General features: G+C 65.4%; 1 protein-coding gene. It reads right to left on the reverse strand.

Annotated elements, in window-relative coordinates; translation table 11 throughout:
* Positions 1-70: 70 nt before the first annotated feature.
* On the reverse strand, positions 71-347 hold a 277-nt coding region (locus DSP71_RS23320; RefSeq protein ID WP_396652046.1), incomplete at its 5' end, for a carbohydrate ABC transporter permease.

A 347-nucleotide genomic window follows, 5' to 3' on the forward strand; every position in this document is an offset into this window, starting at 1 on the left:
CGCCGCACCGCGTGCGCGCTCGCGTTCGCGGTCGGCGCGGCCGGTGCGTCCGGCGGGCCGGACGAGGGTCTCAGTGCTCATAGTGCACCCACTTCTTCTGTGCGGCGAACTGGAGCCCGGTGATCGCGATGATGATCGCGAACAGGATCCACGCGGCTGCAGCGGCGAGGCCGAGATCACCGAAGGTGAATCCCTGCTCCCAGATGTACATGACGAGCGGCTTCGTGGCATTGCCCGGACCGCCGCCGGTGAGCATCTGCGGCTGCACGAACACCTGCAGCGACGTGATCATCGTCATGATGGTGGCGAAGAAGATCGATGGCGAGATCATCGGGACGATGATGCTC

This window comes from Microbacterium sp. H6 (genome assembly GCF_003314775.1).
Classification (GTDB): domain Bacteria; phylum Actinomycetota; class Actinomycetes; order Actinomycetales; family Microbacteriaceae; genus Microbacterium; species Microbacterium oxydans.